The sequence below is a fragment of the Streptomyces sp. NPDC058469 genome, from assembly GCF_042721125.1.
Taxonomy (GTDB): Bacteria; Actinomycetota; Actinomycetes; order Streptomycetales; family Streptomycetaceae; genus Streptomyces.
The window spans coordinates 1-23,355 of sequence record NZ_JBHXME010000174.1 but is presented as its reverse complement, the minus strand read 5'-3'; the positions used below and the strand labels follow the sequence as shown (position 1 = coordinate 23,355).

Below are 23,355 nucleotides of genomic sequence, written 5' to 3'. Positions count from 1 at the left end.
TCCCCCTGGCGGCCGGGGACACGTGGCACTACTCCTAGGGGTTGTGGGCGCCCAACTAGCCGGGGTTACAGGTCGTTGAGGTGGGGGGGGGGGGGGGGTACGGGGGGGGGAGTGGGGGCGGCGGAGCGGCGGGACGCCCGGGAAGTACTCTCTCCGCAGTAGGCGCGCCAAACGAACGCGGTAACTTACTTGAGTTACGCAACAATATGGTAAAGTGGGTCCCATGTCCACACCAGCGATCCCCGAAGCCCCCGCCTCCCCGGAGGTGACCGAGATCGAGCGAGCCCTCACTCGGATCACCTACCTGAGCACGCGTGCCCGCCAGCACGACCGGCTGATGGCCCTCGCCGGTGTGCCCCTGGATCGTGCGGCGGTGGCGTTGCTGCGGCAGGTCGCCGACTCCGACCCGCTGCGCCCCGGGGAGCTGGCCCATCGCCTCGGGGTCGAGGCCTCGCATGTGACGCGGACGGTGCAACAGCTGCAGAAGTCCGGCTACGTCACCCGCGTGCCCGACCCCGACGACCGCCGGGCCCAGCGGATCGAGCTGACCGAGGCCGGCCGCAACGCCGTCCGCAACGTCCGGGACGCCGGTGCGCGCGGTATGCAAATGGCCCTCTCGGAGTGGTCGACGGACGAACTGCAGCAACTGGCAACGCTGTTCCACCGCATGGTCGACGACTTCCTGAAGTACGCGATCGACGAGGAGGGTGAGCCGGAGGTCGTGACGCCGGCCGGCACCGTCTGAGTTCCGGGTACGGATCGACTGAGCGCCGGGTACGGGCCGTCTGATTCCCGGGCCCGGGGCGCGCCGATGTCACCCGAGGTCGGCGACGATCTGCGGGAGGTCGGCCGTGGATCGGATTCCGGGGGCTGCCGCGCAGACGAACGGCACGGCGTTCACCGCACGGTTCGCGGTGTACGACGGGGACATCGCGGCCATCCGGTCGAGGGGCACCGGGAACCGCAGGTCGACGTCGAGCGGCGCGTCCCCCTCGACCGCGACATGCCAGCCGGTGGCGCGGAGATCCCAGGCGGGGTCGAGGTCGGTGGTGCAGTACCAGTTGGCGCCGAACCGCAGCAGGGGTCGGCCCTTCCGCAGGCCGGACACGGTGATCCGCTGCGCGGCCACCGTGCCAACGGGCAGGGTGCCCGCGGCGATTCGGGTGGTGCGCCGGGCAGTCGCGACCTCGCCGACCGCTTCCACCGAGTCGAGCGGTGTCGAGAGCGCCTCGGCGAGCAGCCGCAGCGACGGGCCGAAGCTGTCGCGCAGTCCGGCCAGGCGCTGCTCACCGAATTCGGCAGGGGGCCGGCCGAAGCCCATCACCTCGAACAGCAGCCCGGGGGAGTCCCGTTGGAAGAGATCCGCGAACTCGTCGACCGTCAGCGCGTCGAGCCGCCGCTGGATCGAGGTCAGCGCCAGCGGCAGCGCCTCCGTGATGAATCCGGGACTGCTGCCCGTGCTGTGAACCGAGGTCCCGCCTTGCTCACACGCGTCCTCGATCCGCTTCCGCGTGACCGGGTCCAGACTGGGCGCGTGATGGAACTCGCCGCGCGTCGACACGATGTTCACGCCTGACGAGAGCAACGTGCACACCTCGTCGACATCGCAGGTGCGCGGGGTGTAGAGGACGCAGTCGGCACCGAGCGCCAGGATCTCGTCGATGTCGTGCGTCGCGAGAACCCCGGTGGTGCCGAGGCCGCCCCCGCTCAACTCACCCTCGTCCAGGCCCGCCTTGGCCGGCGTATGGACATACACCCCTGCCAAGGTCAGGTTCGGATGCTCCAGTACGGCACGCATCGTGCGGGCACCGATGTTCCCGGTGGCCCACTGCACGACCCGGTAGCGCCGCACTCCATGCCGTAGCGGCTCGGTCATCGCCCACCTCCCGATCCGGTGGGCGAGAACCGTACTCTCCGCTGTGGAGGGCGTCAATTACGTCGGCGGATGCCCGTCAGGCGTCCGTCAGTTGCGCACGGGGACGCCCGAGAGGCCGCCGAGACAGAACTGCCAGACCTCCTCGGCGTTGACCGCCGCCGCGTGGCTGCCGGCCGGAACTCCGTTGCCCTGCGCGACGAACATGACCGTCTGCATCAGGATCGAGGCCTGACGGCGGGGCTTCCCGGCGGGGATGACACCGGCGTCCTCCGCCTGCTCCACCAACTCCGAGAACACCTGGTGCAGGGGGAGATGGGCGGTCGCCACCTGCGCGGGGTGCTTCACGAGGAGTTGCAGTGCGAAGTCGCTGAACAACGGGCGTTCCACGCCGGGGTTGGACAGTGACTGCTCGAAGAGCATCGTCACGGCGAGTCGCAGCGCCTGGAGCGGATCCGACTGGGAGCCGGCCGCCTCGCGGATCTCCGCCGCCGACTTGGACAGCGCGTCCTCGAACAGGGCGAGCAGCAGCTCGTGTTTGCCGTCGAAGTGCTGGTAGAAGCTGCGCAGTGATTGTTTGGAGCGGTCCACGACCTCCTGGACCGTGAAGTCCGTCGTCCGTTTCTCCGCGATGAGTTCCTGCGCCGCGTCCAGGAAGCGCTGCACACGTTGTTCGGCGCGGAGCTTGGCGGCACGGGTGGAACGCTCAACGGCGCGCTGGCGCCAGGCTGGTTGTTCTTCGGGGACAGCTGTCACTTGAAGAACGATACTCCACTTCAGCGGTAACGCCCCGGCTTCCCCTACCGAAGGACGCACTGCAAGTTCCGAGACCCTTACTTGCGTGAGATGAGAATGGTATTCTCACCGCCATCCGTCCGGGTTGGCAGGAGGTTCGTCTGACATGGCATGGGACTTTTCCACCGAGCCGGAGTTCGAGGAGAAACTGGAGTGGATCCGGCAATTCCGCTCCGAGCGTGTGGAGCCGCTGGACCTGCTCTACCCTGACCGGGCGTACCACCCGCTCGATGACGAACTCGGTCCCGTCGTAAGGGCGTTGAAGCAGCAGGTCCGTGACGAGGGTCTGTGGGCACCGCATCTCGGACCCGAGCTGGGCGGGCGCGGCTTCGGCCAGGTCAAGCTGGCGCTCATCAACGAGATCCTGGGCCAGTCGAGTTGGGCCCCCGTCATCTTCGGCACGGCCGCTCCCGACACCGGAAACGCCGAGATCATCGCCCGCTACGGCACCGACGAGCAGAAGGGGCGCTACCTCCAGCCACTGCTCGAAGGCGAGTGCTTCTCCTGCTTCTCCATGACCGAACCCGAGGCCGGCGCCGACCCCACGATGTTCACCACCCGCGCCGAACGTGACGATGGGGGCACCTCCCGCTCGAGCGGAGCCGAGAGCGGGGGAGACTGGGTCATCACCGGCCGCAAGTTCTTCTCCTCCAACGCCCGCACCTCGAAGTTCGTCATCGTGATGGCCGTGACGAACCCCGACGTCAGCCCCTACAAGGGCATGTCGATGTTCCTCGTGCCCAGCGACACCCCCGGCGTCCGCATCGAGCGCCACCTCGGCATCATGGGCGAGGCCACCGACGAGGGCATGCACGCACTCATCGCCTACGACGGCGTCCGCGTCCCCGCCGACGCGCTGCTCGGCGGCGAGGGCCAGGCCTTCGCGATCGCCCAGACCCGGCTCGGCGGTGGCCGCGTCCACCACGCGATGCGGGTCGTGGGCCAGAGCCAGAAGGCGCTCGACATGATGGCCGAGCGGGCCCTGTCCCGCGAGACCCAGGGCGAGCGGCTCGCGGACAAACAACTCGTGCGCGCCGACCTCGCCGACTCCTACGCCCAACTCGCCCAGTTCCGGCTGTTCGTGCTCTACACCGCCTGGCAGATCGACCGCTACCAGGACTACAAGCGGGTCCGTAAGGACATCGCCGCCATCAAGTTCCTCACCCCGAAGGTGCTGCACGACGTCGTGTACCGCTCCATGCATCTGCACGGCGCGCTCGGTGTGTCGAACGAAATGCCGTTCTCCGACATGTGGAACGGCGCTGCCGTCATGGCGGTCGTCGACGGGCCCACCGAGGTCCACAAGATCACGGTCGCCCGTGACGTCCTGCGCGGCTACGAAGCGGCCCCCGGCCTATGGCCCACCCAGCACCTGCCCACCCGCCGCGAATGGGCCCGGAAGCAGTTGGAGGACCTGCTGTGACGCTCGCGAACACGGAATCGCTCGCCCGCTGGCTGGACGGCCAGGGCATCGCCCCCGGCGAACCCGTCGAGACCTCGTACATCTCCGGCGGTACCTCCAACGACATCTACGGCATCCGGCGCGGCGACCGGACCATGGTGCTGCGCAAACCGCCGGAGAAGGTCCCGCCGGGGCGCAACGAGACCATGCTCCGCGAATACCGCGTTCTCAAGGCTCTCAACAGCACGGACGTCCCCCACCCCGAGGCGATCGCCGTCTGCGACGACACAAGCGTGCTCGGCTCCTGCTTCTATCTCATGGCGCACGTCGACGGCTGGTCGCCGATGAACTCCGACGGCTGGCCCGAACCGTTCCTCGACGATCTGTCCCTGCGCCCCGGCCTCGCGTACCAACTCGTCGAGGGCATCGCCAAGTTGGGCAACGTGGACTGGCGGCCCCAGGGCCTTGAGGGCTTCGGCCGCCCTGACGGCTTCCACGACCGGCAGGTCGACCGCTGGCTCGCCCACCTCGCCAAGTTCACGTTCCGCGAGATACCCGGCCTGGAGAACGCCGCTGCCTGGTTGCGAGAACACCGGCCCGCCCATTGGGAACCCGGCATCATCCACGGCGACTACCAGTTCGCCAACGTCATGTTCCAGCACGGCGCACCCGCCAGGCTCGCGGCCCTCGTCGACTTCGAAATGGCCACCGTCGGCGACCCGTTGCTCGACCTCGGCTGGGTGATCATGGGCTGGCCGGACGTCGACGAGGACCGGACCCGGACGGGGTACGTCGACTACACCGGCATGCCCGACCGCGCCGACCTGTTGGAGCACTACGCCAAGGTCAGCGGGCGCGACGTCAGCGAGATCGACTACTACGTGATCCTCGCCCGGTTCAAGATGGCCGTGGTCCTCGAAGGCGGCTACGCCCGGCACGTGAAGGGCGAGGGCGGCAACCCGAAGATGGCCCACTACGGCGACGTCGTCCTGCAGATGGCCGCCCAGGCGGCCGAACTCGCCGCGACGACCCGACACTCAACTTCGCGCCGGACAGGGCGAGATACGCCGTCCGCTCCCGGCCGACCCGGACCGGGATGCTCGCCGTACCGCCCGCACCCGGGATCAGCCCCATCCCGATCTCCGGCAACCGCATCACCGTGTCCGGCGCTGCAACCACCCGCCCCGCGAAAGCCGCGAGCTCGATCCCCGCGCCGACACACGCGCCGTGCAGATGCGCGGTCACCCGGGGAGCGCAACGGTGCAGCAGCGCGCCCGGGCTGCGATGAATCCGCACCAGATGGGCCTGCGCCGGATCACGCGACGTACCGAACTCGGCGAGGTCGCCGCCACTGCAGAAGGCCGGACCGTTGCCGTACAGATCGACGCGACTGATCGACGGGTCGGCCACGGCCACCTGGAGTGCCTCGCACAGTGCGTCCCGCGTCGCCGCGTCGAACGCGTTGCGCACCCAGGGCCGGTCCAGCGTGATGGACAGCCGGGGACCGTCACGGCCGAGCCGTACGGGAGTCTCGGCGGGGCGGAGTGTACGCCGATGCGCGGCGGCCAGCCAGGACCGGAAGGCCGCTCCGCCCTGAAGCGTCGAGTACGCGAGGGATTCGAGAATCAGCCTGTCGGGAATCGAGAGGGCGCCGCCCATCCGCAGTACCTGCACCAGAGCGACGGACGCGGCGGGCCGACTCTCGACGAGGCGACCCAGCTGTCCGGCGGTGGCATGCGGATCCACGCACCCCACCCACGGCCTGGGCGGATCGGGAACACCGGTGAGGAGGATGTCGAATCCCTCGACCGCATCCCGGGGTTCCGTTGCCACGCCGACCACGACGCGGTCCCGGTCTTGCACTTCCGTTTCATGCTCGGGCGTGTGGTCCTCGGGAGCGTGATCGAGGTCGACGATCACGAAGGGCGACTCCACAGTGATCTCCCTCCAGGTGTGGACCGGAGTGTAATTTGAGATCACCTTGGGAGAGAAGGGGGTTCGACTCATGGAGAATCACGTTCTCCGCACCTGGATGGACCCCGTCGAGCCGTTCCTGGCCCCCCTCACCGACGTCGCCCGCTCGTTCACGGACCTGACGGGTGTGCCGGTCGACCTGCCGACCGCTCTGTTCCTGCGGGCCCAACTGGCCGGACTGGAACCCCCGGGCAGGACATCCGCCAACGGCTCCTGCCATCTCCTCCAAGCCACCGACGGCTGGGCCGCCGCGAACCTGGCCCGCCCCGACGACCTGGCCGCCGTCCCCGCACTACTGGCACTCCTCGGTTCACCGGGAGAGCGCGGGGGCTTGCAGTCGGCGGTACGACGGGTCCCGGCGGCCGAAGTGGTCGAGGCCGCGCAGCTGCTCGGTATTGCTGCCGCCGTACCCGGATCGGCCCAAGGCGCACGCCCTGCGGTTCACGCCGAGCGGTGGGGTGAACGGAGTGTCCCCCGCGCGATGGCGGAGATACGGATCGTCGACTTCTCCGCGCTGTGGGCGGGGCCGTTGTGCGCGAGGTTGTTGGGGCTGGCGGGCGCTCGGGTGGTGAAGGTGGAGAGCGCGACGCGACCCGACGGTGCGCGCTTCGGGACGCCGGCCTTCTACCGCTGGCTGCATGACGGACACGACAACCTGGTCGTCGATTTCGCCCCAGGTGCGCTGGACGAGATCGTTGCCGAGGCCGACGTCGTCATCGAGGCGTCACGGCCGCGCGCACTGCGCCGACTCGGGCTTCACGCCGAGGAGTTCCTCGCCGCCCGCCCCGGCCGGGTGTGGGTCGGCATCACCGGATACGGACGCGAGAACGACCGTATCGCTTTCGGAGATGACGCTTCCGTGGCCGGCGGCCTGACCGGCATCGACCCGAACGGCGACCCCGTCTTCCTGGGAGACGCGCTCGCCGATCCCGTCACCGGCGTCTTCGCCGCGCACGCCGCGGCCCGTTCCCTCGCCGCGGGAGGCGGAGAACTGCTCTGCGTCTCCATGGCGGCCTGCGCCGCGACACTCGCGGACGCACGAACCCGGGTCCAGCCACCGTGCTGATCAGAAACGTGGAGGTCGAGGACCACAAGGCGGTGGTGGACGTACGGATCGAGGATGGGCACATCGCCGAGATCGGGCCTGGGCAGACGGGGCCGGGTGACGTGGACGGTCGGGGCGCTGCGTTGCTGCCGGGGCTGCACGATCACCACGTACACCTCGCGGCGCTGGCCGCCGAAGCCGCCTCGGTGCGCGTCGGGCCGACGGACGTTCGGGACCGTACGGCGTTTGCGGCCGCCCTGGTGAGTGGGCCGGTGGGGGAGTGGGTGCGGGCGGTCGGATATCACGAGAGTGTCGCGGGGGAGTTGGACCGGTGGGTGCTGGACGCCCTCGCGCCGGATCGGCCGGTGCGGGTGCAGCATCGCACCGGCGCGCTGTGGGTCTGGAACAGCGCCGCGCTTCGGGCGGTCGGGCTGGACGGCGACGGGCGGTTCTGGCGCGAGGACGAGCGGCTGCGCGGGTTTGTGCCGCCCGTACGGCTGGATCTGGAGGGAGTCGGGCGGCGGGCTGCCGCGCTCGGCGTCACGGGGTTCACCAACGCCGACCCGCACCCCGCGAGCGGGCTCACCCAGATGCTGTCGGTCCTCCCACAACGGCTCCTGGTGATGGGCGTCAACGAGCCCGTGAAGCTGATGCTCGACGATCCGACGCTCCCCACTCCCGCCCAACTCGCCCGCACTATAGGGGAGATCAGGCCTCGGCCGGTCGCCGTGCACTGTGTGACCCGGGTGCAGTTGCTGGTGACGTTGGTCGCCCTGGACGAGGCGGGCCCGGCCGACGGCGACCGGATCGAGCACGGGTCGGTGATCCCGGCCGAGACGATTCCGTGGCTGCGGCGGCTCGGCGTGACGGTCGTGACCCAGCCCCACTTTCCGGTCGAGCGGGGCGCCGCGTACGCCACGGACGTGGATGCCGACGACCGGCCCCACCTCTACCGCTGCCGGACCCTGATCGAAGCGGGCGTCCCGCTCGCCGCCGGCACCGACGCACCGTACGGCACCCCGGACCCCTGGGCGGTCATGCGGGCCGCGACCGAACGGGACGACGGGGAGCGACTCCAACCCGAGGCGGCTCTACGGCTGTTCACCGGCGAGCCCCAACACCCGGCGCGGAGACGCCGGTTGACGGTCGGGTCGGCCGCCGACCTGTGCCTGCTCCATGTGCCGCTCCGCGAGGCCCTCCGCTCGCTGTCGGGCGGACTGGTCCGTGCCGCGTTCGTGGCAGGCCGGCCCATCGGCCCCTCCTGAGCTACACGCTGTACCCGCCGTCAACTCCCAACGCCTGCCCGGTGATGAACCCCGCCCGGTCCGAGGCGAGGAACGCGACCGCCTCCGCGATGTCGGTCGCATCGCCGAAGCGGCGCAGCGGGATGTTGCGCCGGGTGACGGCGAGCGCGGCCTCGTCCAGTTCGCCGGAGCTGATCAGACGCCCGGCGATACCGTCGTTGAGCATGCCTGGTGCCACGCAGTTCACGCGGACGCCGTACCGGCCCTCCTCGGCGGCGAGCGCCCGGGCCACCGCCTCGACCGCACCCTTCGCACCCGACGACAGCCCGTCCCGTACCGGGAAGCGGCGGGTGGCGACGGTCGTCACGGCGACGATGTTGCCCCGGCTCTCGCGCAACAACGGCAGCGCGGGATGCACCAGGTTGAAGAACGCCACGGCGTCGCCTTCGAGTTGGGCACGGTACTCGCTCGGCGTCACCTTGCTGAGGTGCCTCATCGGTACGTGTGGGCCCGCCGCGTACACGAGCGTGTGGATGCCACCCGTCGTCTCGGACACGGCCTCGGCTGTGGCGGACTCGTCGGTCAAGTCGACCCTTATCGACCGGACTTGACGGCCCAGCTTCGTGACCTCGCCGGCCACCGCGTCCGCCGCCTCCTGGTTGGCCCGGTAGGTGAACACGATGTCGCTGCCGCGCTCGGCGAGGAGTCGGACGACCGCCGCGCCGATCCCGCCCGAGCCGCCCGCCACGAACGCGACACCTGGTCTGCTGGAGAAGTCCGGCACCGTAACCGCCTCACAATCCGAGGGACTTGGCGATGATGACCTTCATGACCTCGCTGGTCCCGGCGTAGATGCGGGTGATGCGTGCGTCCGCGTAGAGCCGGGCGATGGGGTATTCCAGCATGTAGCCATAGCCGCCGAACAGTTGCAGGCAGCGGTCGACCGCGCGGGCCTGCATCTCGGTGCAGAACAGTTTGACCTTGGCGGCGTCGGGTCCGCTCAGTTCGCCCGCGACGAGTTCGAGCACCGCCCGGTCCAGCATCGCCTGTCCGGCCTCGATCTCGGCGGCCACGGCGGCGAGTTCGAACTTGGTGTTCTGGAAGGAGGCGACCGTCTTCCCGAACGCCGTGCGCTCCTTGACGTATGCGATGGTCGTGTCCAGGGCCGCTCGTGCCTGCGCGACCGAGCCGACCGCCACCGTCATCCGCTCCTGCGGCAGGTTGTGGCCGAGGTAGCCGAACGCGGCACCCTCCTCGCCGAGTCGGTTGGCGACCGGGACCCGTACGTCGTCGAAGGCCAACTCCACCGTGTCCTGCACCTTGATGCCCAGCTTGTGCAGCACCCGGCCGCGGGTGAAGCCGGGCATGCCGTCCTCGACGACCAGCAGGGTGAGCCCGGCGCGGCGGTTGTCCGGGTCGGTCGACGTACGGGCCACGACGATCACCAGGTCGGCGAGGAGCCCGCCGGTGATGAAGGTCTTCGCGCCGTTGAGAACGTACGAGTCCCCGTCGCGCACGGCGGTCGTACGGATCCCGGCGAGATCGGAGCCCGTGCCCGGCTCGGTCATCGCGATGGCGGTCAGCAGTTTCCCGGAGGCAAGGCCGGGGAACCAGCGCTCGCGCTGATCCCGGTCGGCGTAGGTGAGGAAGTACGGGAGCACGACGTCGAGTTGAGTGCGCACGGTGCCCAACGTCACCAGGGCGCGGGCCGATTCCTCCTGGAGGACGACGTTGTAGCGGTAGTCGTCGAGGCCCGCTCCGCCGTACTCCTCGGGGACGGCCGTGCCCAACAGGCCGAGCGAGCCCAGCTGTTCGAAGAGTGCGTGGGGAAGCCGACCGGCTTCCTCCCACTCGGCGTAGTGGGGGACCACCTCGTTGCCGATGAAGTCCCGCGCGAGCCGGCGGAACGCCTCGTGGTCGTCGGTGAAGACGTCTCGGCGCACAGCATCCCCTGTCAGAAGGCGAGTTCGACGACGGTGGCGTTGGCGGTGCCGCCGCCCTCGCACATGGTCTGGAGGCCGTAGCGGATCCCGTGGTCCCGCATGTGGTGGATCATGCGGGTCATCAGGACGGCGCCGGACGCGCCGAGTGGGTGTCCGAGCGCGATGGCGCCGCCGAGCGGGTTGAGCAGCGCCGGGTCCGCGCCGGTCTCGGCCAGCCAGGCGAGCGGGACCGGTGCGAAGGCCTCGTTGACCTCGAAGACGCCCACCTCCTGCAGACCGATGCCGGCCTTGCGCAGCACGTGCGCGATGTGCTCCCACGTCTGCGCGATGCCGCCGAAGACCTGCATCCCCGCGTAAACCGCCTCCAGCGCCGAGGAGTTGGCCTCCGCCTTGGCGACACGCGCCGCCGCCAGGGCCCGCTCCGGCGGTTCGTTGTCGAGACACCAGGCCGCGTAACGCGTGACGCTGATGCACGCCTCCACCAGAACCGTCGCGTCCGCGAGGAGATGCTGTACGGCCTGGAAGGAGCCGATGGCCTGTCCGTACTGGCGGCGGACGCGGGCGTATTGCACCGCCTGTTCCACGAACGAGCCTGCCGCGCCGACGAGTTCGGCCGTCACGACGACAAGTGCGTAGGCCTCCCAACGGAGGTGGTCCGGCGTGGCGAGACGGCCGACGACCTCCACGGGAGCATCTGACGGCACCGCCCGAACCGAGCGCACGAGGTCCGTGCTCGGTGCCGCCCGGCCCAACTCGACCCTGCTGACCGTCCCGTCGGCGGTGACGCAGAGCGCGCTGTCGGCTCCCTCGCAGTCCCAGGCGACGAGATCTGTCGGCGTCCGTCCGGGGAAGCGGAGTTCGCGGGTGAGCGCGATGGTGGAGGTCGATCGCGGGTTGTCGTCGCCGAGCAGGCGGAGCAGTTCGGGGGCCAGCAGGACCGTGCCGAGCAGGGACGTCGTGAGTGGGTGGCGGCCATGTTCCTCCGCGAGCAGCGCGCACTCCTGTGCGGTCGCCGCCGGGGGAGAGGTGCGCCGTAGATCTGCCAAACCCAGTTCGTCCAGGGCGTGTTGGGCGGCGGTCCGGGTCGACGGCTTCACCTCGTCCGCCGAGGTCACGCCGAACCGGGTCGCGACTGAGCGCACCATGTCGCGGACCAGGACGAACTCCTCGCGGTCCACGCTCAGTTCTCCTCAGGGAGGTTCGCGCGCCGTTCGGCGCGGGACGCGAGTTCGGTGATGATGCGGATGTGGTCCGGGCTGGTCATCGTGGCCCGCTCGGCCATCAGCGCCGCTTCCATCCCGCCGCGCGACACCTGCTCGACGACCGCCGCGAGGGCCAACTTGGTGGCGCGGAGGGCCTCGGCGGGCTGTGCCGCGAGCCGGTGGGCCAGGGCGAGTGCCTCGCGCATCAGGTCGTCGGGCGGGACCGTGCGGTTGGCGAGGCCGAGTTCGACCGCCTTGGGGGCGGGGATGCGGTCCCCGGTGAAGAGGTACTCCTTCACACGCAGCAGGCTGGTGAGCATCGGCCACAGGGTGACTCCGCCGTCGCCGGCCACCAGGCCCACCGAGATGTGCGGGTCCGCGAAGTAGGCGTCCTCGGCGATCAGCACCAGGTCGCAGGCCAGGGCGAGGCTACAACCCAGGCCCACCGCCGGGCCGTTGACGGCGGCGATCACCGGCAGCGGGAAGCGGATCATCTCCGTCTGGATGGTGCGGTCGAGACGGATCGACCGCTCCCGCAGCTCCGGGTCGGTGTGGTGCCGTAGGAGATGGTCGAAGTCGCCGCCGGCGCTGAACGCCCGTCCCGCGCCCGTGAGGACGACGGCCCGGGCCTTGGTGTCGTCCGCGAGTTCGCGCCACACCTCCGACAGGCGTCGGTGCAGTTCCTCGGACACGCCGTTCAGCCGGTCGGGGCGGTTCAGGGTGACGATGCGGACGTCTCCGTCGGCGGCCACGGTCAGTACGGGACTCACCTTGCTCATACCGCGATGGTATTAAAGGTCAGACCGATACTGTCAATGGTGTTGCACGAAGAAGAGAATCACATTCTCAGGTTCGGCCGGGTCAGTTCTCGGAATCGGTGAGCTCCACGCCGCCCCGGCGGTCCACCTCGGCGGCCGCCCGGGCGAAGCCGCACACATGGCGCGTCATCCGGCGCATCGCCGCCTCGCTGTCGCGGTCCCGGATCGCCTCGGCGATCCGGGCATGCGCGCGGGCGGTGAGCTTGCGGATGTCCGCGTCCATGAACTGCTCGATGTTGGTGGCCGCGTGGATCGACTGCGAGAGAGCGCTCATGAACCCGATGAGAAGCTCGTTCTCACCGGCCCTCGCCACGGCGTTGTGCCAGCTGATGTTGGCGCGCAGGAAGCGCTGGATGTCCTCGCCCGCCGCGACGAGGTCCGCGTGGGCGTCGTCCAGCTCCGCGAGGTCCGCGTCCGTGCGACGCCTGGCCGCCAGTGCCGCGCACGCCGGCTCGATCGCCTCCCGGGTCTCGTGCAGGTCCTCCAGACGGATCCGCTGCCCGCGGATCACCAACCGCACGGTGTTGGCGAGCGATTCACGGCCGGGCCGGTGCACGAAGGCACCGCCCCCGCGCCCCGGCCTGATCTCCAGCAGCCGTTCGACCTCCAGGATGCGCAGCGCCTCGCGCACCGTCGCACGGCTCAGCCCCGTCTGCTCGACCAGTTGCCGTTCCGGCGGCAGCGCCGTGCCCTCCGTGAACTCACCGGAGAGAATCCGCTCGCGCACCTCCGCCGCCAGTACGTCCGACGCCTTGGGGACGGTGAGCGTGTCGAAGCGCGGCCGGGGTTCACCGGCCGCGGCGCGCTTCCGGACGGTGCGGGAAGGGTGCTCGGCGCTCTGCACAGGTTCAGGCCTCTCGTCGGAAGCCGCGCTCTTCGGCCTCTTTGGCTGAACCATTCAACACAGCGCGCGCGACGCCTGTCACATCACCGTGCCGCACAGCATGCGCGCCGCCCGTCAGATCACCATGCCGCCGTCCACCGGCAGGACCTGCCCGGTGATGAAGGAAGCGGCGTCCGAGGCGAGGAACACGAAACTGCCCGCGATCTCCGCCGGCTCGGCCCACCGGCCCACCGGCCCACCGGCCCACCGGCCCACCGGCCCAGCGGAATGCGGGCGAGCATCGTGGCCGCGAACTTCTCGTTCGTGCGGATGGTCTCCGTCATGGGGGTGGCCGCCAGCGGCGCCAGGGCATTCACGAGGATGCGCCGGCGCGCCAGTTCGCGGGCCAGGGACTTCGTCAGGCCGATGATCCCCGCCTTCGCGGCCGAGTAGTTGACCTGCCCGAGCGTGCCGACCAGGCCCGCAGACGACGTGACGTTGATGATCCGCCCCTTCCCGTCGTCCGGCAGGAACGGCAGCGCGGCCTGCGCGCAGTGGAAGGTGCCCATCACATGGACGTCGAGGACGCGCCGGAACGCCTCCTCCTCCAGCTTGTCGAACATGGCAGGGGCGATGCCCCCGGCGTTGTTGACCAGGATGTGCAGCGTCCCGTCGGCGAGCGCCGCCGCGCGGGCCACCGCGGCGTCGGCGGCGGACCGGTCCCGTACGTCGAGTGCGGCGCTGTCCGCCGTCAGGCCCGCGGCGTTGATCTTCCCCGCGACGGCCGCGGCGGCCGGCTCGTCGACGTCGGTCACCAGCACCGCGGCACCCGCGCGCGCCAGCGCCTCGGCGACCGCGGAACCGATGCCGCCCCCGGCGCCGGTGACGAGCGCCGACCGTCCCGTGAGGTCGAACAGCCCTGTGCTGTCGGTCATTCAGTAGCTCCTCGGGAGTCCCAGCGTGTGTGATCCCAGGTAGTTCAGGATCATTTCCTGACTGATCGGTGCGATGCGCATGAGGCGGGCCTCGCGGAAGTAGCGGGCCACGCCGTACTCCTCGGAGTAGCCCATGCCGCCGTGGGTCTGCAGGGCCCGGTCGGCGGCCGTGAATCCGGCGTCGGCGCACAGGTACTTGGCGGTGTTCGCCTCCCGCCCGCAGGGCCTTCCGTTGTCGTAGAGCCAGGTCGCCTTGCGCAGCACGAGTTCGGCGGCGTCGAGGTGGGCCAGGGAGTCCGCGAGGGGGAACTGGATGGCCTGGTTCATGCCGATGGGGCGACCGAAGACGATGCGCTCCTTGCCGTACCGCACGGCCTTGTCGAGCGAGGCCCGGCCGATGCCGAGGGCCTCCGCGGCGATCAGCATGCGTTCCGGGTTGAGGCCGTCGAGGAGGTACCGGAAGCCCTGGCCCTCCTCGCCGACGCGGTCCTCGACCGGGACGCGCAGGTCGTCGATGAAGAGTTCGTTCGAGGTGACGGCGTTGCGGCCCATCTTCGGGATCGGGCGGATGTCGATCCGGTCGCGGTCGATGTCCGTCAGGAAGAGCGTCATCCCGTCGGTCTTCTTGGTTACCTCGTCGGCCTTGCTGGTCCGGGTCAGCAGCAGGATCTTCTCCGACTCCATGGCCTTGGAGATCCACACTTTGCGGCCGTTGACGACGTAGTGGTCGCCGTCCCGTCGTGCGTACGTCGTGATGCTCGCGGTGTCGAGTCCCGCGCCCGGTTCGGTGACGCCGAAACAGACGTGCAGGTCGCCGGAGGCGATGCGCGGGAGTGTGCGGCGCTTCAAGTCCTCGGAGCCGTGCACCACCACCGGATGCATGCCGAAGATGGACAGATGAATCGCGCTGGCCGCGTTCATGCCGCCGCCCGACCGCGCCACCTCTTCCAGCAGCAGGCTGGCCTCGGTGATGCCGAGGCCGTGGCCGCCGTATTCCTCCGGGATCGTGATCCCGAGCCAGCCGCCGCCCGCGACGGTGTCGTAGAACTCCGTCGGGAACTCGTGCGTCTGGTCCTTCTCCATCCAGTACTGGTCGTCGTAGTCACGCAGCAGTCCGGCGACGGACTTGCGGATCGTTTCCTGGTCCTCGGTCAGCTCAAAGTCCATGGACTGTGGACCCTTCTCCGGTTCCGATTGCGAAACATATCAAAGGTCAGACCGAAACTGTAGGGTCCGGATGTGGGTCCAGATGTGCGGCGATCCGCGCGACCGTGCCGACGTTGTCCTCGAACAGGTGCGCCCGCATCCCCGTGGCGCGGGCTGCTTCGACGTTGGGAGCGAAGTCGTCGACGAACAGGCAGTCGCCGGCCCGCACTTCGAGCCGGGCGCAGGCGATGGCGAAGGCCCGGGGGTCGGGCTTGCGGACGCCGGTCTCGTGCGAGTAGACGATCTCGTCGACCAGCCGGTCGAAACCGTACGCCGCCGACTCCAGCTCGCGGGCGCCCACGAAACTGTTGCTGAGGATGCCCAGCCGGCAGCGCGGGCGCAGCCCCGCCACGTAGTCGATGAGTTCGGTGTTCGGGGTGCCCAGGTACTCGTCCCACAGGTCGGCCAGGAAGGACTCGGTGTCCACCGGGCCGAGTCCCAGCCGGGCGGCCACCTGCTCGCGCACCTCGTTCTCGGCGATGGTCCCGATCTCTCCGGCCTCCCAGACGTCGGCCATTCGTCGGTCCGCCGTGCCCGGCGGGAGGCCGAGGCGCTCGTCCCAGCGGGCGAGCCAGCCCGTGCGGGGCGTGAGCTCCAGGACACCGCCGATGTCGAGGATCAGACAGCGCGCGTTCATGCGGGTTCCTCTCGTTCGTCTCCGCACGACTGTCAGGTCTGACGTTTGGGCAAGGTCAACCGTCACCGCCCGTCTACCGTGGAGTAACATCGCGCGGCAGGCCATCAGAGGAGGAACCGTGCCACGGTCCGAACGCTCGTCGCTGCTGCTCGCCGGTCTGTTGGCGACCGCGGGGGTCGCCCACCTCGCCTCGCCGAGACAGTTCGACGCGACGATCCCGCGCGCCCTGCCGGGGTCGCCCCGCGCCTGGACGTACGCGAGCGGTGTCGTCGAGCTGGCGCTGGCCGCGGGGATCGCGGTGCCGCGTACCCGGCGTACGGCCGCGCTGGCCGCGGCGGGATTCTTCGTGGGCGTGTTCCCCGCCAACGTGAAGATGGCGCTGGACTGGCGGGACCGGCCGACGCCCCAGAAGGCGGCCGCGATCGGGCGGCTGCCCCTGCAGGTACCTCTCGTACTGTGGGCCCGTAGTGTCGCGAAGAATGGGGAGGGACGGTCATGACGGGACGACTGAACGTCGGTGACAAGGTCGAGGACTTCACGCTGCCGGACGAGACCGGCGCGGAACGAGGCCTCACGGAACTGCTCGCCGAGGGGCCGGTGGTGCTGTTCTTCTATCCGGCCGCCCTCTCCGCCGGCTGCACCGCCGAGGCCTGCCACTTCCGTGATCTGGCCGCCGAGTTCGCGGCCGTCGGCGCGCGGCCCGTGGGCATCAGCGGTGACTCCGTCGACAAACAGCGGGAGTTCGCCGGGAAGAACACCCTCGGCATGCCGCTGCTCTCGGACACCGACGGCACGATCCGGGAGCTGTTCGGGGTGAAGCGCGGATTCTCGCTGGCGCCGACCAAGCGGGCCACCTTCGTCATCGGCGAGGACCGGACGATCCTGGAGGTCGTCTCCAGCGAACTGCGGATGAACACCCACGCCGACCGCGCCCTCGCCGCACTCCGCGCCCACCGGAAGTGACACAGGGGCCGCAAATGCCGTATCGCGGTTGATGCGGCGCGGTAAAGGGACCATCCTGGACGATATGGAGCAGGCCTCCGCCGCGGCGGTCATCAATGCCCGAGGCATCGTGACGGGGTGGAGCGAGGGTGCCCGGACACTGACGGGATACCCGGCCGAGGAGGCCGTGGGACGGTCGGTGGGGGCACTCCTCGCCGAACCTCCCTCCACCACGGCCCTGGCCGCGCTGGCGGGCACCTTGGTCCTACGGCACCGGGACGGATCCCGGCTCCCGCTCACCGTGCGGGCCTGCGCGGTACTCGGCGCGGACGGCGCACCGGACGGATACGTCCTCACCGCCGAACCCCTCGCCGCACCCGCACCCGCACCCACACTCAGCTTGACCGAGCAGGCCTTCCAGCAGGCGTCGATGTCGCTGTCCGTCTTCGACACCGAGCAGCGCTACCTCCGCCTCAACGACGTCGCCTGCCGGGTCATGGGCGTGCCCGAGGACGTCCTGATCGGCCGGTTCTTCCCGGAGAGCGTCGAGGACGCCGAGCACAGCCGGAGCTTCCTGACCAACCTGCGCATGGTCGCCGAGACGGGCAGACCGGTCCGCTACAACAGCTGGGCGGGCGCTCCCGCCCTGAACCGGGAGCACGCCTGGAGCATCGAGATGTGGCCTCTCAAGGACGACTCCGGTGAGCCGACCGCGGTCGCCCTCGCGGCGTTCGACAGCACCGAGCAGTACCTCGCCCAACAGCGGCTGGCCCTGCTGAACGAGGCGGCGGCCGGCATCGGCACCACCCTCGACGTGGTCCGCACCGCCGAGGAACTGGTGGAGATCCTCGTGCCGCGCTACGCCGACTTCGCCAGCGTGGACCTGCTCCCGTGGGTACTCGGCGCGGACGAACCACCGCCGGCCCAGGACGGCGAGATCGTACTGCGGCGTGTCGCCCACGGTTCCGTCGCCGAGGGCACGCCGGGCGCCGCCGTGCGCCTGGGGCAGACGGACGTCTACGAGCCGTCCTCGCCACCTGTGCGTGCCCTGCGCGAGGGACGGGCGGTGCGCAGTCAGGCGGGCGAACCCGACTTCGTGCGTTGGGTCGCGGACCGCAACGCCCGCTCCCCCGAGGGCAGTTCGCACCGTGAGGGCGTCCACTCGATGATCGCGGTGCCGTTGCGGGCGCGGGGCACCACGCTCGGTGTCGCGGTGGGCGTCCGCATGGCCCACCCGGACGACTACGCCGCCGACGACGCCGTACTCGCCGAGGAACTCGCCAGCCGGGCCGCCGTCTGCATCGACAACGCGCGCCGCTTCGCCCGCGAGCGCTCCACCGCCCTCGCTCTGCAGAACAGCCTGCTGCCCAGAGACCTCCCCGGGCAGGCGGCGGTCGAGGTGGCCCACCGCTATCTGCCCTCCGGATCGCTCGCGGGCATCGGCGGCGACTGGTTCGACGTCATCCCGCTGTCCGGCAGCCGGGTCGCCCTGGTCGTCGGCGACGTCGTCGGGCACGGCATCCCGTCCTCGGCGACCATGGGCCGCCTCTGTACGGCCGTCCGCACCCTCGCCGACGTGGACTTGCCGCCCGACGAACTCCTCACCCACCTCGACGACTTGGTGACCCACCTCGCGACGGACGACACCGGCGACGAGGTCGCGGAGCTCGGTGCCACCTGCCTCTACTCCGTCTACGACCCGGTCTCGCGCCGCCTCACGATGGCCGCCGCCGGACATCCACCGGCGGCCGTCGTCCTGCCCGACGGGACCGCGAGCCTCGTCCCCATGACCGCGGGACCACCGCTCGGCGTCGGCGGACTCCCTTTCGAGGCAGTGGAGTTGGAGCTGCCCGAGGGTGCCACCGTCGCCCTGTACACGGACGGTCTGATCGAGGGCCGCGACCGCGACGTCGACCACGCCACCGCCGAACTGTGCCGCGCGCTCACCGCGTCCGCCGAATCGCTCGACGCGCTGTGCGACTCGGTGCTGAAGGCCGTGATGCCGGAGGAGCCCAGCGACGACGTGGCCCTGCTCCTGGTGCGCACCCGGGCACTGGGCGCCGACCGGGTCGCCACCTGGGACATCGAACCGGACCCCGCGCACGTGGCCGGGGCCCGGCAGGCCGCCACCGAGCAACTCACCGCCTGGGGACTGGACGAGGAGTCCTTCGTCACCGAACTCGTCGTCAGCGAACTCGTCACCAACGCCATCCGGTACGGCGAACCGCCCATCCAGCTCCGCCTGATCCGCGACCGCGCCCTCATCTGCGAGGTCTCCGACGGCAGTTCCACCTCACCGCACCTGCGCCGCGCCCATGTCTACGACGAGGGCGGACGCGGACTTCTCCTCGTCGCGCAGCTCACCCAGCGCTGGGGCAGCCGGCAGACCGGCAGCGGCAAGACCATCTGGGCCGAACAGCCGCTGCCGCCGGACTGACCGGACCGCTCAACGACCGGACCGCTCAACGACCGGACCACTCGCCGATCTGATCGCTTACTCGAAGGGGCAGCCGGGGTTCGGCGCGTCCTCCGAGAACGGCGCTCCGTGCGGCAGGACGTACAGCACGTCGAGGACGAGAGGCGTGTTCCCCAGGTTGCGGCCGATGTGCACGTTGCCCGAACCGGCCGGTTCCTGGATGGGGCTGCCCGCCCGGTACACGCCGTCGGAGGCGCAGCTGGAGTCGAAGTGGCTGAGTGTGCCCTGCTTGATGAAGCCGTACAGGGGACCGTCGTGGTAGTGCCAGCCGGTGGCCTGGCCGGGCGGAATGGTGATCTCGCGCAGGGTGTAGTCGGTGTCGCCGATCGTGGTCTGACTGATCAGCCGGGCGGTGACGCCGGGCCCCGCCGGAGTCGCCTGGGCGGTGCCGCCGATCAGCAGGGTGGCGGCGGCCACCGACCCGGTCACGGCGGTACGGAACGCGGTGCGCATACGAGAGCCTTCCGGTGAGATCTTGAGCCTCCGCCGTGAACATAGAGGCAGGGAAGGCGAGTTGGGGGCAGAAACGCCGACTTCCACCCCCGGAACTCTCAGACTCCTGGAACTCCCGAAGCTCTCCGTACTCTCAGAACTCCTCGTGCGTCTCCGGGTCCCCGCCCAGCCGCTGCGGCGTGTGGTCGGCGATGGCGGCCAGTTGGGCCGGGCCGAGCTCGAAGCCGAAGATGTCGAGGTTCGCGCGCTGCCGGTCGGGGTCCGCCGACTTGGGGATCGGGATCGCCCCGAGCTGGGTGTGCCAGCGCAGCACCACCTGGGCCGGTGTCACACCGAAGGCCTCGGCGACCGTCACCACGGCGGGGTCGTCCAGCAGCTCGGAACCGCGGCCGAGAGGACTCCAGCTCTCCGTGAGAACGCCCTTCTCGGTGTCGAAGGCGCGCAGTTCGTCCTGCGGGAACAGCGGGTGCAGCTCGATCTGGTTGACGGAGGGCAGGACGCCGGTCTCCTTCTCCAACTGCTCGATGTGCCCGGGCGTGAAGTTGGAGACGCCGATCGACCGGACGAGACCCTCCTCGCGGAGCTTGATCATCGCCTTCCAGGAATCGACGAACTTGCCGACGCGGGGCAGCGGCCAGTGGATCAGATACAGGTCCACGTACTCCACGCCGAGCCGTGCCCGGGACTCCTCGAAGGAGGCCAGGGTCTCCTCGTAGCCGTGGTGGCGGCCCGGCAGTTTCGTCGTCACGAGGATCTCCTCGCGCGGCACGTCGCTGCGGGCGATGCCACGGCCGACGCCGGTCTCGTTGCGGTAGTTCGTCGCCGTGTCCACCAGGCGATAGCCCATGCGCAACGCACCGTCGACGGCCTCCTCGGCCGTCGCGTCGTCCATCGGCCAGGTGCCCAGGCCGATGGCGGGGATCTTCGTTCCGTCGTTGAGCGTGTGCGTTGGAATGCTGATCACGGTCGGACCTTCCCTTGACTGTGCGGTACACCCAGTATGGGCGACCGGAACCCCTGTCGCCTTGTGCGGGGATCGCTGACACGATCTTCCTTGGAACCCGTACGACCTGGGTACGACCCGGTAGGGAGGGCCCGGTACGGACGACCGGCCGGGCACGCACGACGACGGAGCGGGCATGACGACGGACAGCGGCGGTACGACGACCGACGAGGCGGTGCGGGTGGACGGCATGGAGGTGCGGCCGGCCTCCGGGCACATCGGGGCCGAGATCACCGGTGTCGACCTGGCCGGTGAACTCGACGACGCCGTGGTGGCCGCGATCCGGGCGGCGGTACTGCGCTGGAAGGTCGTGTTCTTCCGCGGGCAACGGCTCGACCACACCGGGCATGTGGCGTTCGCGCGCCGGTTCGGGCAACCCGTCGTGCCCGGGCGGCGCGGCAGCGCGTCACCGGCCGGCTTCCCCGAGGTCGAGACGACCGCCGACCGGCTGGAGTTGGGCGGCCGGTTCGGCATGGAGCACGAGGAGTGGCTGGAGCGGCGCCGGCACACACTCCTGCGCGGCTGGCACTGCGACCACGGCGCCCGCGTCGACCCGCCCGCCGCGACGATCCTGCGCGCGGAGACCGTCCCGCCGTACGGCGGCGACACCACCTGGTCGAATCTGGCGGCCGCCTACGCCGGACTGTCGCAGCCGGTAAGGGAGTTCGTGGACGGGCTGCGGGCCGAGCACCGGCTCGGCGTCGGCTACCAGCCGCGGCCCGGCGACGACGCGTACGTCCGCCACCTCCTGGACCACCAGGTCGCCTCGGTGCACCCGCTGGTACGGGTGCACCCCGAGACGGGGGAGCGGGTGCTGTTCGTCAACGGCTACTACCTGGAGCAGATCACCGACATCTCCCGCGCGGAGAGCGCCGCGATCCTGGAGATGCTCCTCGCACAGGCGACCCGACCCGAGTACACCGTCCGGTTCCGCTGGGAGCCGGGCAGCGTGGCCTTCTGGGACAACCGGGCCACCATCCACCTCGCCCCCAGCGACAACGCCCACCTCGGCTTCCCGCGGACCATGCACCGGGTGATGGTCACCGGGGACATACCGGTCGGCGTGGACGGCAAGCCCTCGGAGCCGATCGTCGGCACTGAGCCGGGCCGCTGGTGAGGTCGAGGCCGGGCGGAGGCCTGCCACCCGAGCCGTCAGGTGGCGGCCTCCCTGTCCGAACCGTCAGGCGGACGCCTGCCACCCGAGCGCCGGTCCCAGCTTCGTCGCCATGTCCGTGAGGATCTGCACGTAGTCCTCGTGCTCGAAGGTGAACGGCAGCGCGAACGCCACCTCGTCGATCTCCCTGAACGCGGCGTGCGCGTGCAGGAGTTCGGCGATCTCCTCCGAGGTGCCGACGATGTCCGGCGCGAACATCAGCCGGGCCGGCCCTTGCGGTGACGTCGTACGGGGAGTGCGCTTGCGGGCGAACTCCTCGTACTTCGCGCGCTGTTCGGGCGAAGCGGAGTCGGTGGGGATGACCACCAGGCCCTGGGAGACGCGGGCGGCGTCGCCGTCGGGGTGGTGGGCGCGGAACGTGCGGATGTGGGAGAGCTGGATCTCCGCGAAGTCCCTTGACTCGTCCGGGCCTTCGGCCTTGACGACACTGCTCGTCAGGAAGTTCATCCCGTGCTCACCGGCCCACTCCGCCGAGCCCGCGCTGCCGCCGCCGTACCAGAGGCGACGGCCCAGACCGGGGGAGTGCGGCTGAACTCTGTCCGAGAACACCTCGAAGCCCTCGACCCCGCTGAAGTCGGTGGCCGGTTTGCCGCGCACGAAGTCCAGCAGCCGCCGCACCCGCTCGTAGCCGAAGTCCTCGGTGTCGGCCGTGTCGGGGTACAGCGCGTCCTTGAGCTGGTCGAGGTGCATCGGCGGGCCCACGCTCACGCCCGGGTTGATGCGGCCCCCGGACAGGATGTCGACGGTCGCCAGGTCCTCCGCCAGGCGCAGCGGGTTCTCCCAGCCGAGCGGGATCACCGCCGTGCCGAGCTCGATACGGCTGGTGCGCTGCGAGGCCGCCGCCATGACCGCGACGGGGGAGGAGATGCCGTACTGGAGATGGCGGTGGCGCAGCCACGCGCTGTCGAAACCGAGGCGCTCGCCCAGTTCGATGATCTCCAGCGTCGACTCGTGGCCCCGGCGCGGATCGGCCTCGTCGAAGAGGCCGATCGTCAGGAAGCCCAGCTTCCGCAACGGGCGTGAGGTGGGCGGCACGGGCTCCTCCGGCGGTCGTACGTCAGTTCTGTCCCGATTGTGACAGGCGAACGTTGCGGGCGTGTGATCAGCTCAGCGGGATGGTGATCTCGTCCTCGACCGGCGGGTCCATCTCCTGGTCGCGGTTGCCGGTGGCCGCGAAACAGCGCAGGCGGACCGCGTCCGGAGTGACGTCCAGCCGTAGGAAGCACTTGAAGAACGGCGGGCTGTACGTCACCGAGCTGGGCGAGAAGAGCTGCGTGTAGATCTTGCGCACCGGGAGGCGGAAGCGCGAGCGGCGGTCGGCGGCGGTCTCCGATCTGGAACCCGACATCGACGCCGACCTCGACGAGTACGAGGAGTCGCCGTACGACGGGCCCCAGCTGCCGCAGGGCC

General features: G+C 70.2%; 22 protein-coding genes and 3 pseudogenes. 9 read left to right on the top strand and 16 right to left on the bottom strand.

The features are described from left to right. Nucleotides 1-223 precede the first annotated feature (223 nt). Nucleotides 224-745 carry a MarR family winged helix-turn-helix transcriptional regulator gene (locus ACFWP5_RS44050; protein WP_384170417.1) on the top strand — a complete coding sequence of 174 codons (522 nt, stop codon included), beginning with the start codon at nucleotides 224-226 and terminating at the stop codon, nucleotides 743-745. Nucleotides 746-814: 69 nt separating this feature from the next. Here ACFWP5_RS44050 and ACFWP5_RS44045 read toward each other — a convergent pair whose 3' ends face one another. Then, nucleotides 815-1,876 carry a dihydrodipicolinate reductase gene (locus ACFWP5_RS44045; protein ID WP_384170414.1) on the bottom strand — a complete coding sequence of 354 codons (1,062 nt, stop codon included), beginning with the start codon at nucleotides 1,874-1,876 and terminating at the stop codon, nucleotides 815-817. Nucleotides 1,877-1,963: 87 nt separating this feature from the next. Next, complete coding sequence (locus ACFWP5_RS44040) at nucleotides 1,964-2,629, bottom strand: TetR/AcrR family transcriptional regulator (RefSeq protein WP_384170411.1); 666 nt, start codon at nucleotides 2,627-2,629, stop codon at nucleotides 1,964-1,966. Between the two features lie 145 nt (nucleotides 2,630-2,774). Between ACFWP5_RS44040 and ACFWP5_RS44035 the strand changes: the two genes are divergently transcribed. Together ACFWP5_RS44035 and ACFWP5_RS44030 are read left to right on the top strand one after the other, a co-directional pair. Continuing rightward, entirely contained in the window at nucleotides 2,775-4,091 is a 1,317-nt protein-coding gene (locus ACFWP5_RS44035) for an acyl-CoA dehydrogenase family protein (RefSeq protein WP_384170409.1), read from the top strand. Then, nucleotides 4,025-4,882, top strand: a pseudogene (locus ACFWP5_RS44030) (phosphotransferase family protein); the annotation flags it as partial. The gene ACFWP5_RS44035 and the pseudogene ACFWP5_RS44030, both read left to right, overlap by 67 nt. Before the next feature lie 85 nt (nucleotides 4,883-4,967). On the opposite strand, the gene ACFWP5_RS44025 reads toward ACFWP5_RS44030, so the two are convergent. Continuing rightward, complete coding sequence (locus ACFWP5_RS44025; protein WP_384170424.1) at nucleotides 4,968-5,729, bottom strand: enoyl-CoA hydratase/isomerase family protein; 762 nt, start codon at nucleotides 5,727-5,729, stop codon at nucleotides 4,968-4,970. Between the two features lie 346 nt (nucleotides 5,730-6,075). On the opposite strand from ACFWP5_RS44025, the gene ACFWP5_RS44020 reads away from it, so the two are divergent. Further along, complete coding sequence (locus ACFWP5_RS44020) at nucleotides 6,076-7,110, top strand: CoA transferase (protein ID WP_384170407.1); 1,035 nt, start codon at nucleotides 6,076-6,078, stop codon at nucleotides 7,108-7,110. After that, on the top strand, nucleotides 7,104-8,354 hold the full coding sequence (locus ACFWP5_RS44015) for an amidohydrolase family protein (RefSeq protein ID WP_384170405.1): 1,251 nt from the start codon (nucleotides 7,104-7,106) through the stop codon (nucleotides 8,352-8,354). The genes ACFWP5_RS44020 and ACFWP5_RS44015 overlap by 7 nt, the downstream gene beginning before the upstream one ends. Before the next feature lies 1 nt (nucleotide 8,355). Here the strand turns inward: ACFWP5_RS44015 and ACFWP5_RS44010 are convergent, their stop codons facing one another. From ACFWP5_RS44010 to ACFWP5_RS43970, 9 genes and pseudogenes are all read right to left on the bottom strand, one after another. Next, a complete protein-coding gene (locus ACFWP5_RS44010; protein ID WP_384170422.1) occupies nucleotides 8,356-9,081 on the bottom strand; it encodes an SDR family NAD(P)-dependent oxidoreductase in 726 nt (241 codons plus the stop codon). A 46-nt stretch (nucleotides 9,082-9,127) separates the two neighbouring features. Further along, nucleotides 9,128-10,276: an acyl-CoA dehydrogenase family protein gene (locus tag ACFWP5_RS44005; protein WP_384170402.1), complete on the bottom strand. Its 1,149-nt coding sequence runs from the start codon at nucleotides 10,274-10,276 to the stop codon at nucleotides 9,128-9,130. 11 nt (nucleotides 10,277-10,287) lie between these two features. Further along, nucleotides 10,288-11,454 carry an acyl-CoA dehydrogenase family protein gene (locus ACFWP5_RS44000; RefSeq protein WP_384170400.1) on the bottom strand — a complete coding sequence of 389 codons (1,167 nt, stop codon included), beginning with the start codon at nucleotides 11,452-11,454 and terminating at the stop codon, nucleotides 10,288-10,290. 2 nt (nucleotides 11,455-11,456) lie between these two features. Further along, nucleotides 11,457-12,257, bottom strand: coding sequence for an enoyl-CoA hydratase/isomerase family protein (locus tag ACFWP5_RS43995; protein WP_384170398.1), 801 nt, complete (start codon nucleotides 12,255-12,257; stop codon nucleotides 11,457-11,459). A gap of 82 nt (nucleotides 12,258-12,339) precedes the next feature. Beyond that, on the bottom strand, nucleotides 12,340-13,140 hold the full coding sequence (locus ACFWP5_RS43990; protein WP_384170396.1) for a FadR/GntR family transcriptional regulator: 801 nt from the start codon (nucleotides 13,138-13,140) through the stop codon (nucleotides 12,340-12,342). Nucleotides 13,141-13,254: 114 nt separating this feature from the next. Continuing rightward, a complete protein-coding gene (locus tag ACFWP5_RS43985) occupies nucleotides 13,255-13,329 on the bottom strand; it encodes an SDR family oxidoreductase (RefSeq protein WP_384170420.1) in 75 nt (24 codons plus the stop codon). Nucleotides 13,330-13,469: 140 nt separating this feature from the next. Next, nucleotides 13,470-14,054 (bottom strand): annotated as a pseudogene (locus ACFWP5_RS43980) (SDR family NAD(P)-dependent oxidoreductase); the annotation flags it as partial. After that, a complete protein-coding gene (locus ACFWP5_RS43975; protein ID WP_384170394.1) occupies nucleotides 14,055-15,221 on the bottom strand; it encodes an acyl-CoA dehydrogenase family protein in 1,167 nt (388 codons plus the stop codon). It lies immediately after the preceding pseudogene. A 46-nt stretch (nucleotides 15,222-15,267) separates the two neighbouring features. Continuing rightward, the gene (locus ACFWP5_RS43970; RefSeq protein WP_384170392.1) at nucleotides 15,268-15,897 is read right to left on the bottom strand and encodes an HAD family hydrolase; all 630 of its coding nucleotides are present in this window, start codon (nucleotides 15,895-15,897) and stop codon (nucleotides 15,268-15,270) included. A 118-nt stretch (nucleotides 15,898-16,015) separates the two neighbouring features. On the opposite strand from ACFWP5_RS43970, the gene ACFWP5_RS43965 reads away from it, so the two are divergent. From ACFWP5_RS43965 to ACFWP5_RS43955, 3 genes are all read left to right on the top strand, one after another. Further along, complete coding sequence (locus ACFWP5_RS43965; protein WP_384170390.1) at nucleotides 16,016-16,396, top strand: DoxX family protein; 381 nt, start codon at nucleotides 16,016-16,018, stop codon at nucleotides 16,394-16,396. Then, a complete protein-coding gene (locus ACFWP5_RS43960) occupies nucleotides 16,393-16,860 on the top strand; it encodes a peroxiredoxin (RefSeq protein WP_384170388.1) in 468 nt (155 codons plus the stop codon). The genes ACFWP5_RS43965 and ACFWP5_RS43960 overlap by 4 nt, the downstream gene beginning before the upstream one ends. 64 nt (nucleotides 16,861-16,924) lie before the next feature. After that, nucleotides 16,925-19,276, top strand: a complete 2,352-nt coding sequence (locus tag ACFWP5_RS43955; RefSeq protein ID WP_384170386.1) for a SpoIIE family protein phosphatase — start codon at nucleotides 16,925-16,927, stop codon at nucleotides 19,274-19,276. A gap of 57 nt (nucleotides 19,277-19,333) precedes the next feature. Here ACFWP5_RS43955 and ACFWP5_RS43950 read toward each other — a convergent pair whose 3' ends face one another. Both ACFWP5_RS43950 and ACFWP5_RS43945 read right to left on the bottom strand, forming a co-directional pair. Continuing rightward, nucleotides 19,334-19,768, bottom strand: coding sequence for a cupin domain-containing protein (locus tag ACFWP5_RS43950; protein ID WP_384170384.1), 435 nt, complete (start codon nucleotides 19,766-19,768; stop codon nucleotides 19,334-19,336). 133 nt (nucleotides 19,769-19,901) lie between these two features. Continuing rightward, entirely contained in the window at nucleotides 19,902-20,732 is an 831-nt protein-coding gene (locus ACFWP5_RS43945; protein ID WP_384170382.1) for an aldo/keto reductase, read from the bottom strand. A gap of 175 nt (nucleotides 20,733-20,907) precedes the next feature. Between ACFWP5_RS43945 and ACFWP5_RS43940 the strand changes: the two genes are divergently transcribed. Next, nucleotides 20,908-21,888 carry a TauD/TfdA dioxygenase family protein gene (locus ACFWP5_RS43940; protein WP_384170380.1) on the top strand — a complete coding sequence of 327 codons (981 nt, stop codon included), beginning with the start codon at nucleotides 20,908-20,910 and terminating at the stop codon, nucleotides 21,886-21,888. Nucleotides 21,889-21,951: 63 nt separating this feature from the next. Here ACFWP5_RS43940 and ACFWP5_RS43935 read toward each other — a convergent pair whose 3' ends face one another. Then, nucleotides 21,952-22,980 (bottom strand): LLM class flavin-dependent oxidoreductase, encoded by a 1,029-nt coding sequence (locus ACFWP5_RS43935; RefSeq protein WP_384170378.1) that lies wholly within the window; start codon nucleotides 22,978-22,980, stop codon nucleotides 21,952-21,954. A 67-nt stretch (nucleotides 22,981-23,047) separates the two neighbouring features. Next, a pseudogene (locus tag ACFWP5_RS43930) lies at nucleotides 23,048-23,355 on the bottom strand (metallophosphoesterase); the annotation flags it as partial.

Bases quoted from the DNA above. Each gene is read 5' to 3' on its own strand.
- ACFWP5_RS44050 (WP_384170417.1), top strand. From the start codon at position 224: ATGTCCACACCAGCGATCCCCGAAGCCCCCGCCTCCCCGGAGGTGACC.
- ACFWP5_RS44045 (WP_384170414.1), bottom strand. From the start codon at position 1,876: ATGACCGAGCCGCTACGGCATGGAGTGCGGCGCTACCGGGTCGTGCAG.
- ACFWP5_RS44035 (WP_384170409.1), top strand. From the start codon at position 2,775: ATGGCATGGGACTTTTCCACCGAGCCGGAGTTCGAGGAGAAACTGGAG.
- ACFWP5_RS44025 (WP_384170424.1), bottom strand. From the start codon at position 5,729: ATGGGCGGCGCCCTCTCGATTCCCGACAGGCTGATTCTCGAATCCCTC.
- ACFWP5_RS44020 (WP_384170407.1), top strand. From the start codon at position 6,076: ATGGAGAATCACGTTCTCCGCACCTGGATGGACCCCGTCGAGCCGTTC.
- ACFWP5_RS43995 (WP_384170398.1), bottom strand. From the start codon at position 12,257: ATGAGCAAGGTGAGTCCCGTACTGACCGTGGCCGCCGACGGAGACGTC.
- ACFWP5_RS43975 (WP_384170394.1), bottom strand. From the start codon at position 15,221: ATGGACTTTGAGCTGACCGAGGACCAGGAAACGATCCGCAAGTCCGTC.
- ACFWP5_RS43970 (WP_384170392.1), bottom strand. From the start codon at position 15,897: ATGAACGCGCGCTGTCTGATCCTCGACATCGGCGGTGTCCTGGAGCTC.
- ACFWP5_RS43960 (WP_384170388.1), top strand. From the start codon at position 16,393: ATGACGGGACGACTGAACGTCGGTGACAAGGTCGAGGACTTCACGCTG.
- ACFWP5_RS43955 (WP_384170386.1), top strand. From the start codon at position 16,925: ATGGAGCAGGCCTCCGCCGCGGCGGTCATCAATGCCCGAGGCATCGTG.
- ACFWP5_RS43950 (WP_384170384.1), bottom strand. From the start codon at position 19,768: ATGCGCACCGCGTTCCGTACCGCCGTGACCGGGTCGGTGGCCGCCGCC.
- ACFWP5_RS43940 (WP_384170380.1), top strand. From the start codon at position 20,908: ATGACGACGGACAGCGGCGGTACGACGACCGACGAGGCGGTGCGGGTG.